The 10,418-nt window shown below is 72.7% G+C and carries 7 protein-coding genes; all 7 read left to right on the plus strand.

Annotated features, from left to right (window positions below; all coding sequences use genetic code 11):
- Nucleotides 1-2 precede the first annotated feature (2 nt).
- A complete protein-coding gene (gene cysS / locus NR073_RS04215) occupies nt 3-1,460 on the plus strand; it encodes a cysteine--tRNA ligase (protein WP_002856488.1) in 1,458 nt (485 codons plus the stop codon).
- A 74-nt stretch (nt 1,461-1,534) separates the two neighbouring features.
- Nucleotides 1,535-2,524 (plus strand): 23S rRNA (guanosine(2251)-2'-O)-methyltransferase RlmB, encoded by a 990-nt coding sequence (gene rlmB, locus NR073_RS04220; protein ID WP_002856490.1) that lies wholly within the window; start codon nt 1,535-1,537, stop codon nt 2,522-2,524.
- A 232-nt stretch (nt 2,525-2,756) separates the two neighbouring features.
- The gene (locus tag NR073_RS04225; protein ID WP_002856492.1) at nt 2,757-3,740 is read left to right on the plus strand and encodes an ABC transporter substrate-binding protein; all 984 of its coding nucleotides are present in this window, start codon (nt 2,757-2,759) and stop codon (nt 3,738-3,740) included.
- 130 nt (nt 3,741-3,870) lie between these two features.
- On the plus strand, nt 3,871-4,860 hold the full coding sequence (locus NR073_RS04230; RefSeq protein ID WP_002855118.1) for an ABC transporter permease: 990 nt from the start codon (nt 3,871-3,873) through the stop codon (nt 4,858-4,860).
- Nucleotides 4,853-5,644, plus strand: coding sequence for an ABC transporter ATP-binding protein (locus NR073_RS04235; protein WP_002855120.1), 792 nt, complete (start codon nt 4,853-4,855; stop codon nt 5,642-5,644). The genes NR073_RS04230 and NR073_RS04235 overlap by 8 nt, the downstream gene beginning before the upstream one ends.
- Before the next feature lie 102 nt (nt 5,645-5,746).
- The gene (locus tag NR073_RS04240; protein ID WP_145032415.1) at nt 5,747-7,846 is read left to right on the plus strand and encodes an alpha-1,4-glucan--maltose-1-phosphate maltosyltransferase; all 2,100 of its coding nucleotides are present in this window, start codon (nt 5,747-5,749) and stop codon (nt 7,844-7,846) included.
- Between the two features lie 40 nt (nt 7,847-7,886).
- Entirely contained in the window at nt 7,887-10,214 is a 2,328-nt protein-coding gene (gene glgB, locus NR073_RS04245; RefSeq protein ID WP_002855123.1) for a 1,4-alpha-glucan branching protein GlgB, read from the plus strand.
- Nucleotides 10,215-10,418: the final 204 nt, after the last annotated feature.

Raw genomic sequence — 10,418 nt, forward strand, 5'->3', positions numbered from 1 at the left:
CCATGGCCCAGCGCTTCTACGACACCCGCACCGCGCAGATCCGGGACTTCGAGCCCCTCGTGCCCGGCGAGGCGTCGGTGTACTACTGCGGGGCCACGGTGCAGGGCATGCCGCACGTGGGCCACGTGCGCAGCGCGATCGTGTTCGACATCCTCATCCGCTGGCTCGAGGCCACGGGGCTGCGCGTCACCTCGGTGCGGAACGTGACGGACATCGACGACAAGATCCTCGACCGCTCGGCCGCCTCCCACGAGGCCGGCTTCGAGGCCTCGGACCTCTACCCGGCCCGCGAGCCGTGGTGGGCCCTGGCCTACCGGTTCGAGAAGGCGTTCGACGCCGCCTACCTCGCCCTCGGCGTCCGCCGTCCCACCTACGAGCCGCGCGCCACCGGCCACGTGCCCGAGATGTTCGCGCTCATCGAGCGCCTGATGGAGCGCGGCCACGCCTACCCCGCGCAGGACGGCTCGGGCGACGTCTACTTCGACGTCCGGTCGTGGGAGCGCTACGGCGAGCTCACCCGCCAGCGCGTGGAGGACATGCAGGACGCGCCCGACGCCGACCCGCGCGGCAAGCGCGACCCCCGCGACTTCGCCCTGTGGAAGGGCGCCAAGCCCGGCGAGCCCGCCACCGCCGTGTGGGAGTCGCCCTGGGGGGCCGGCCGCCCCGGATGGCACCTGGAGTGCTCGGCCATGTCCACGAAGTACCTCGGCGCCGAGTTCGACATCCACGGCGGCGGCCTGGACCTGCGGTTCCCGCACCACGAGAATGAGCTGGCCCAGTCGACGGCCGCCGGTGACGGCTTCGCCCGCTTCTGGCTGCACAATGGGCTCGTCACCTACGGCGGGGAGAAGATGTCCAAGTCCGTGGGCAACACGATCTCCCCCGAGGAGATGCTCGGCATGGCCCGCCCGACGGCGGTGCGCTACTTCCTGGGGCAGGCCCACTACCGCTCCCAGCTCGACTACCGGCCCGGCGCCCTCGACGAGGCCGAGGCCGCCGTCGAGCGCATCGAGGGCTTCACGGCCCGCGCCCGCGCCGCGGGTGCCGTCCCGCCCGCCCCCGACGGGGCGCTCGCGGACCGCGTGCCCGCCGCCTTCCGCACCGCCATGGAGGACGACCTGAACGTGCCCCAGGCGCTCGCGGCCCTGCACGAGGCCGTGCGTGCCGGCAACTCGGCGCTGGCCGGGCAGGACCTCGACGCCGCGGCCGCCCGCCTGGCCGAGGTGGAGGCCATGACCGCGGTGCTGGGCCTGGACGACGTGCCCGAGGGTGACGACGCCGCGGCCGGCCCGGTGTCGGACGCCCTCGACTCGCTCGTCCGCTCGCAGATCGAGGCGCGGGCGCAGGCCCGCGCGGACAAGGACTGGGCCACCGCGGACCGCATCCGGGACGCGCTGGCCGCGGCCGGCGTCGTGCTGGAGGACGGTGCCGACGGCGCCACATGGCGCCTGGCGGACTGACACCTAGACTGGAGGGCGATCCGGCGGCGCCCCGCGTGCCGCCGCCCCCGTCCCCGGCACGCAGGAGTCCCGCCATGTCCACCGCACCCCGCTCCGGCGGATCCCGCAAGCCCAAGGGCAAGAAGGGCCCCATGAAGGGCACCGGCGGCCACGGTCGCAAGGCGCTCGAGGGCCGCGGACCCACCCCCAAGGCCGAGGACCGGGTCTACCACAAGGCGCACCGTGCCAAGCAGCTGGCCGAGCGCTCGGCCGCCAAGCGCGGCCCCGTGACGGACCAGGTCCGCGGCCGCGTGAAGCTCACGGACGAGACCGTCTCCGGCCGCAACCCCGTGCTCGAGGCGCTGCGCGCGGGCATCCCCGCCAAGGCGCTGCACGTGGCCGTGCGCATCGAGATGGACGACCGCGTCAAGGAGGCCCTGCGCCTCTGCCTCGAGCAGGGCGTGCCGGTCCTGGAGAACACCAAGCCGGAGCTGGACCGCCTCTCCGGCGAGGCCGTGCACCAGGGCATCGTGCTGCAGATCCCGCCCTATGAGTACGCCGACGCCACGGCCCTGGCCCTCGACGCGCTCGCGAAGCACGAGAAGGGGCACCTGCGGACCCCGCCGCTGCTGATCGCGCTCGACGGCATCACCGACCCCCGCAACCTCGGCGCCATCATCCGGGCCGGCTCCGCGTTCGACGCGGACGGCGTGATCGTGCCCGAGCGCCGCTCCGTCGGCGTGACCGCCACCGCCTGGCGCACCTCGGCCGGCGCGGCCGCGCGGGTGCCCGTGGCCCAGGCCGGCAACCTGAACACCACCCTCGTCGACCTGCACAAGGCTGGCTACTTCGTGCTGGGCCTCGACGGCGGCGGGGACGTCTCCCTGCCCGGGCTCGCCCTGGCCACGGAGCCGCTCGTGCTCGTGGTGGGGGCCGAGGGCAAGGGTCTGTCCCGCATGGTGCGGGAGCACTGCCAGCAGATCGTGTCCATCCCGATCGACTCGACGATGGAGTCCCTCAACGCCTCGATGGCGGTGGGCATCTCCCTGTACGAGATCTCGGTGCAGCGCGCCGGCGGGCGCTGACCTCCACGGCGTCCCGCCCGGGATGACGGCCGGGCGGGGACGCGGGTGTGGCGCACGGCGCCGACGGGCGCAGAGTGTCCACGGTGACGCCGATCACATGGCAGGATGTCGCGTGGATGCGCGCACGTCTTGCCCGTGATGCGTGTCACCGCGCACAGTGTCTGCACTGTGTCCGACGGGCCCCCGTCGGCGAGCGCATCCCGCACCGCACCATCAGAACGAGGTCCGTCTCATGAAGCACCGCTCCCTCCCCCTCACCGCCGCCCTCGCCGTCGCCGCCCTCGGGCTCACGGCGTGCGGCGACTCCGGCTCCGGCGGTTCCGGCTCCTACACCGTGGGCATCAACCAGCTCGTCTCCCACCCGGCGCTCGACGGCGCGGCCGAGGGCTTCAAGGAGGCGTTCACGGACGCCGGCCTGGACGTGACGTTCGAGGAGCAGAACGCCCAGGGCGAGCAGGCCACCGTCACCTCCATCGCCTCCACCTTCGCCAACGACGGGGACGTGGACCTCGTGGCCGCGATCGCGACCCCCGCCGCGCAGGGCACCGCCTCGGCCGTGAAGGACAAGCCGGTCGTGTTCATGGCGGTCACCGATCCGAAGGGCGCTGAGCTCGTGGCCTCGGACGAGGCCCCGGGCGGCAACGTCACCGGCGTCTCGGACCGCAACCCGGTCAAGGAGCAGCTGCAGCTGCTCAAGGACGTGAAGCCGGACGCCACGACCGTCGGCATCGTCTACAACTCCGGCGAGGCCAACTCCAAGGTCCAGGTGGACCAGGCCAAGGAGGCCGGCAAGGAGCTGGGCCTCGAGGTCAAGGAGGCCACCATCACCAACTCGTCCGAGGTCCAGCAGGGCGTGCAGTCCCTGTCCGGCGTGGACGGCATCTACGTGCCCACGGACAACGCCGTCGTCTCGGCGCTGGAGACCGTGGTGGGCTACGGCAAGGAGCAGCGCGTCCCCGTCATCTCGGCGGACATCGACTCCGTCGAGCGCGGCGCCCTGGGCACGTACGGCATCGACTACAAGGCGCACGGCAAGCAGGCCGGCGAGATGGCCGTGAAGATCCTCAAGGACGGCGCGAAGCCGGCCGAGCTGCCCGTGGGCTACGCCGACCCGGCCAACCTGCAGCTCGTGCTGAACCCGACGGCCGCCGAGGCCTACGGCGTCGAGATCCCCGCCGAGCTCAAGGACAGGGCCGACCAGCTCGTCGAGGGCTGATCCCGCGCCTGCCCGCCTCCGCGGCGGCCCGGACCACGGGGTCCGGGCCGCCGCGGAGCACGTCGACGGCCGGCCCACCCCGTCCCGCCGTCGTCCGTCCCCCTCGCACCGCCCGAAAGGCACCCACCCCATGCTGACCGCAGTGGAACTGGGTCTGATCTACGCCGTCGTCGCGCTCGGCGTGTACCTGACCTTCCGCATCCTCGACTTCCCCGACCTCACGGTGGACGGCTCGTTCACCACCGGCGCCGCCACGGCCGCCGTGCTCATCACGGGCGGCACGCCGGTGCCCCTGGCCATGCTCGCCGCCTTCGTGGCGGGCGCGCTCGCGGGCCTCGTCACCGGCCTGCTGCACACCAAGGGCCGGATCGACGGCCTGCTCGCCGGCATCCTCACGATGATCGCGCTCTACTCGATCAACCTGCGGATCATGGGCAAGGCCAACATCCCCCTGCTCGGCCAGGACACCCTGTTCACGTGGCTCGGCGATCTGGGCCTGGCCCGGAACTGGGGTTCGATCCTCGTCCTCTTCCTCGGCGTGTTCGTGGTGAAGCTGATCCTCGACTGGTTCCTGCACACGGACCTGGGCCTCGCCCTGCAGGCGACCGGTGACAACGAGGAGATGATCCGCTCGTACGGCGTCTCCACGGACCGGATGAAGATCCTCGGCCTCATGATCTCCAACGGCCTCGTGGCCCTCGGCGGCTCCCTGCTGGCCATGTACCAGGGCTTCGCGGACATCTCCATGGGCATCGGCCTCATCCTCGTGGGCCTGGCGTCCGTGATCGTGGGCCAGGCCGTGTTCGGCCAGCGCACGGTCTTCTGGGCGACGCTCGCCGTGATCGTCGGCGCCGTGCTCTACCGCCTGATCATCCAGTTCGCCCTCAACGCGGGCCTGAGCCCGAACGACATGAAGCTGATCTCCGCGGCTCTCGTCGTCGTGGCCCTGCTGCTGCCGCGTTTCGGCTTCGCCAAGCGCCTGAGCCTGCGCACTCGGGGCACGGCCGCGACCCCGGGGCCGGCCGCCGCCGCACCGGCCACCGCCGGCATGCCCCTGACCGGCGAGCCGGGCGGCGCCACCCCCGCCGCATCCGTCCCCGAGGAGGCCCCCCGTGCTTGAGATCTCGCAGGTCTCCAAGACCTTCTTCCCGAACACCGTCAACGAGCGGCGCGCCCTGCAGGGCATCGACCTGCACCTGGCCGAGGGCGACTTCGTCACCGTGATCGGCTCCAACGGCGCCGGCAAGTCCACGATCCTGAACACGATCGCCGGCAAGCTGCTCCCGGACACCGGCACCGTGGCCGTGAGCGGCAAGGACGTCACCCGCATGCCGGACCACCGCCGCGCGGCCTCGATCGGCCGGGTGTTCCAGGACCCGACGGCGGGCACGGCACCGAACCTCACGATCGAGGAGAACATGGCCCTGGCCTGGCGACGTGGGCACGCCCGCGGGCTCTCGCGGGGCGTCTCCCGCGCCCGGCGCGCCACGTTCCGCGACGAGCTCACGAAGCTCGAGCTCGGCCTGGAGAACCGCCTCACCGCCAAGGTGGGGCTGCTCTCCGGCGGCCAGCGTCAGGCGCTGAGCCTGCTCATGGCCACGTTCTCGGGCCCGAAGATCCTGCTGCTGGACGAGCACACCGCCGCCCTGGACCCGTCCCGGGCGGAGCTGGTGACCCGTCTGACCCGGCAGGTGGTGGCCGAGCACCGGCTCACCACGCTGATGGTCACGCACAACATGTCCCAGGCCCTCGAGGTCGGCAACCGGCTGATCATGATGCACGACGGCCGGATCATCCTCGAGCTGGACGAGCAGGAGAAGGCCGGGCGCACCCCGGCGGACCTGTTGGCCGAGTTCGCCAAGATCAAGGGTGCCGTCGTGGACGACAAGACCATGCTGTCCTGAGCGCTCCGTCCGGCGCCCCCGTCCCCGGCCCGCCCCTCCGCCCCACGGCGGGCGGGCGGGCCGGCCGTTCTCACCGGCGCGGCCGCGGGGTAGCGTCGTGGCGTGAGCACCGTGAAGCCCGACACCCAGAGCGCCACCGCAGCCGATGTCCGCCTCCAGACCGTCACGGGGCGTATCCCGGTGACGGACGTGCAGCCCGTCGTGCTGGACGGCCGGTTCCCGGCGAAGGCCGTGGTCGGCGAGGACATCCCCGTCCGCGCCACCGTGTTCCGCGAGGGCCACGACTCCGTGCGCGCCACCGTCCGTCTGCTCGACCCGGCCGGCGCCGAGGTGCAGCGCGTGCAGATGCGTCCGGGCCGGCCCGGGCTGGACGAGGTCGTGGCCACGCTGCGGCCCGCCGAGCCGGGCCTGCACCAGTTCGTGGTCGAGGGCTGGGACGACCCGGTGGGCACGTGGAAGCACGCGGCCACCGTCAAGATCGCCGCCGGCATCGACGTGGAGCTGATGCTCGCCGAGGGCGCCGCCCTGTTCCGCCGGGCCGCCGAGGACGCGGAGCGCTCGGCCGAGGACCGCGCCGTGTTCGAGGAGGTCGTCCGCGGCCTCGAGGACGAGTCCCTCATCCCGGTCCAGCGCCTGGCCTCCGCCGAGTCGGCGGAGGTGTCCGCCGTCCTCCACGCCCGCCCCGTGCGGGAGCACCTCACAAGCTCCGAGCTCTACCCGCTGGACGTGCAGCGTGAGCTCGCCGGCCGCGGCGCCTGGTACGAGTTCTTCCCCCGCTCCGAGGGCGCCCGCTTCGACGAGGCCTCCGGCACGTGGTCCTCCGGCACCTTCGCGACGGCGGCCCGCCGGCTCCCGGCGGTCGCCCGGATGGGCTTCCAGGTCGCCTACCTGCCGCCGATCCACCCGATCGGCACCTCGCACCGCAAGGGTCCGAACAACACGCTGACGGCCGGTCCGCAGGACCCGGGCTCGCCGTGGGCGATCGGGGCGCCCGAGGGCGGACACGACGCCGTGCACCCGGACCTGGGCACCGTCGAGGACTTCGAGGCGTTCGTGGCCACGGCCGCGGACGAGGGCCTCGAAGTGGCCCTGGACCTGGCCCTGCAGTGCTCCCCGGACCACCCGTGGGTCGCCGCGCACCCGGAGTGGTTCACCACCCGCGTGGACGGCACCATCGCGTACGCGGAGAACCCGCCGAAGAAGTACCAGGACATCTACCCGCTGAACTTCGACAACGACCCGGACGGCCTCGCCCAGGCGGTGCTGGACGTGGTGCGGGGCTGGGTGGCCCGCGGCGTGCACATCTTCCGCGTGGACAACCCCCACACCAAGCCCCTGTGGTTCTGGGAGTGGCTGATCGCCAAGGTCCGCGCCGAGGAGCCGCGCGTCGTGTTCCTCGCCGAGGCCTTCACCCGTCCCGCGATGATGCACGCCCTGGGCAAGGTCGGGTTCCAGCAGTCCTACGGGTACTTCACCTGGCGGAACACCGCCGAGGAGCTCGCGGAGTACCTCCAGGAGATCTCGCACGAGACGCCGGCGTTCTACCGCCCCAACCTCTTCGTCAACACGCCGGACATCCTCACGGAGTACCTGCAGCACGGCGGCCCGGGCGCGTTCCGGATCCGCGCCGTCGTCGCCGCCACGGCCAGCCCGCTGTGGGGCGTCTACGCCGGGTTCGAGCTGTTCGAGCACGTGGCCCGGCCCGGCGCGGAGGAGTACATCGACAACGAGAAGTACGAGTACCGGCCCCGGGACTGGGAGGGCGCGGAGGCCGCGGGTGCCTCGCTCGCCCCGTACCTCACCCGGCTCAATGAGATCCGCGCTGCGCACCCGGCGCTGGGCGACCTGCAGAACCTGACCCTGCACGCCTCGACGCACCCGGACCTGCTCGTGTTCTCGAAGACGCGCTCGGCCCGGCCCGAGGGCGCGCACCGGGACGCCGAGGCGGTCACCGACGCCGGTCCCGCGGAGGACACCCTGATCGTCGTCGTCACCACGAACCCGCACGACGTCGTCGAGGCGACCCTGGACCTGGACCTCGAGGCGCTGCGTCTGCGCCCCGAGGACCGCGACGCGTCCGGGGCCGTCGAGGTGGAGGACCTGCTCACCGGCCAGCGCTGGCAGTGGGGCCGCACCCCGTACGTCCGCCTGGACCCGAACGTCGAGCCCGCCCACGTCCTGCGGGTCGTCCGGAACGGCTGAACCGCTCCCGACGCCTGCCGTCCCCAGAACAGGAACCGCCATGACCCCGTCCGCCGCCCCCCGTCCCGCCGCCGCCCCGCTCGCCGTGGACCCGGAGGTGCTGGCCGCCGTCGCGCAGGGCCGGCACCACGATCCGCACACCGTGCTGGGCGCCCATCCGCATCCCGACGGCGCCGCGGTCACCTACCGCGTGCTGCGCCCGCTGGCGCGCACGGTCACGGTGGTCCGCGCCGGCGACGGGCAGCGGGTGGAGCTGACGCACGAGCACGACGGCGTGTTCGCGGGCGTGGCCCCGACGCCCCGCGTGGCCGGGGCCGCCGCGGGCGACTACCGCGTCGAGGTGGCGTATGAGACCGAGGACGGCACGACCGGCCCCGTCCAGGAGCAGGACGACGCGTACCGGCACCTGCCCACGCTCGGCGAGCTGGACCTGCACCTGATCGGGGAGGGCCGGCACGAACGGCTGTGGGAGGTGCTCGGCGCCCGCGTGGTCCGCACCTCTGCCGACGAGGCCGTCGGCACGGCCTTCGCGGTCTGGGCGCCGAACGCGCGGGCCGTGCGCGTGGTGGGCGACCACAACGGCTGGGACGGCCGGACCCACGCCATGCGGTCCCTCGGCTCCTCCGGCGTGTGGGAGCTGCTGGCGCCCGGCATCGGTCACGGCGACCGCTACAAGTTCGAGATCCTCGGCCGGGACGGGCTCTGGCGGCAGAAGGCGGACCCGCTGGCCCGCTGGACGGAGGTCCCCCCGGCCACGGCCTCGCGTGTGCTGGAGTCCGACTACGCCTTCGGGGACCGCACCTGGATGGAGCGCCGCCGCGTCACGGACCCGCACGAGCGTCCGCTGAGCATCTACGAGGTGCACCTGGGCTCATGGCGGCCCGGGCTCGACTACCGCGAGCTGGCCGAGCAGCTCGTGGAGTACGTGCAGTGGCTCGGGTTCACGCACGTGGAGTTCCTGCCGGTCGCGGAGCATCCGTTCGGCGGGTCCTGGGGCTATCAGGTGACCGGCTACTACGCCCCCACCTCCCGGTTCGGCTCCCCGGACGAGTTCAAGCACCTGGTGGACGCGCTCCACCGGGCGGGGATCGGCGTCATCGTGGACTGGGTGCCGGCGCACTTCCCGAAGGACGAGTGGGCGCTCGCGCGCTTCGACGGGACCGCCCTGTACGAGCACCCGGACCCGCGGCGGGGCGAGCATCCGGACTGGGGCACCCTCGTGTTCGACTTCGGCCGCACCGAGGTCCGCAACTTCCTCGTGGCCAACGCGCTCTACTGGCTCGGCGAGTTCCACATCGACGGGCTGCGCGTGGACGCCGTCGCCTCGATGCTCTACCTGGACTACTCGCGCGAGGACGGGCAGTGGGAGCCCAACGTGCACGGCGGCAACCACAACCTCGAGGCCATCGACTTCCTGCGCGAGGTCAACGCGACCGTGTACCGCCTGCACCCCGGCGTCCACATGATCGCGGAGGAGTCCACGGCCTTCTCCGGGGTGAGCGCTCCCGTGGACGCGGGCGGTCTCGGCTTCGGCAAGAAGTGGAACATGGGCTGGATGCACGACACCCTGGCCTACCTGTCCCAGGACCCGGTCAACCGCCGGTGGCACCACGGGCAGTGGACGTTCTCCATGGTGTACGCCTACTCGGAGAACTACGTGCTGCCGCTGTCCCACGACGAGGTCGTCCACGGCAAGGGCTCCCTGCTGGGCCGCATCCCGGGCGACCGCCGGCAGCAGCTGGCCACCCTGCGCGCCTACTACGGCTACATGTGGGCGCACCCCGGCAAGCAACTGCTGTTCATGGGCGGGGAGTACGCGCAGCCGAGCGAGTGGTCCGAGGGCGAGGGCCTGGACTGGCCCGTCTCGTGGGACGAGGCGCACCGCGGGGTCCAGCTGACGATCCGGGAGCTCAACGCGCTCTACCGCAGCAAGCCGGCGCTGTGGTCGCTGGACCACAGCCCGGAGGGATTCGCGTGGGTGGACGGCGGCGACGCCGACGGCAACACGCTCGTGTTCCTCCGCATGCCCGCTGCGCAGGTGGTGCCGGAGCAGCGGATCGACGACGGCGACGCGGTCCCGGCCGCCGAACCGGGCGGCGCCCCGCTGCTGTGCATCACCAACCTCTCGGGGTCGCCGCGTCAGGGGCTCCGGGTGGGGGTGCCGTCCGCAGGGGAGTGGACGGTGGTGCTGGACACCGACGCGATCGACTTCCACGGTGACGGCTGGCGGGAGCAGACCGGCCAGTCCGAGGTGATCGCCGCCCATGAGGGCCAGTGGCAGGGCCAGCCTGCCCACGTCACGGTGAACGTGCCGGCGCTGACCACCCTGTGGCTCCAGCCGCATCCGGACTCGACGGTCACGCCCTGACGTGTGGTGCACGTCACGATCGACGGTCTCGGCGCGGGAGTGCCGAACCGAGTCGGACGGCATCGAGGAATCCGCGAGAACACGCGGAAGTCGACCGTCCGCCCGGGACTGCACGCCGGGTGTCACCCCTGATTTTGTGTTCGGTGGGGTTCGTGTGTAGAGTTCCATCTCGTGCTCAAGACGCCGACCGGGTGACCGGGAGGC

The sequence above is a fragment of the Micrococcus sp. Mcc28 genome (assembly GCF_024519775.1).
Taxonomy (GTDB): domain Bacteria; phylum Actinomycetota; class Actinomycetes; order Actinomycetales; family Micrococcaceae; genus Micrococcus; species Micrococcus luteus.

Bases quoted from the DNA above. Each gene is read 5' to 3' on its own strand.
- rlmB (WP_002856490.1), top strand. From the start codon at position 1,535: ATGTCCACCGCACCCCGCTCCGGCGGATCCCGCAAGCCCAAGGGCAAG.
- cysS (WP_002856488.1), top strand. From the start codon at position 3: ATGGCCCAGCGCTTCTACGACACCCGCACCGCGCAGATCCGGGACTTC.
- NR073_RS04230 (WP_002855118.1), top strand. From the start codon at position 3,871: ATGCTGACCGCAGTGGAACTGGGTCTGATCTACGCCGTCGTCGCGCTC.
- NR073_RS04225 (WP_002856492.1), top strand. From the start codon at position 2,757: ATGAAGCACCGCTCCCTCCCCCTCACCGCCGCCCTCGCCGTCGCCGCC.
- glgB (WP_002855123.1), top strand. From the start codon at position 7,887: ATGACCCCGTCCGCCGCCCCCCGTCCCGCCGCCGCCCCGCTCGCCGTG.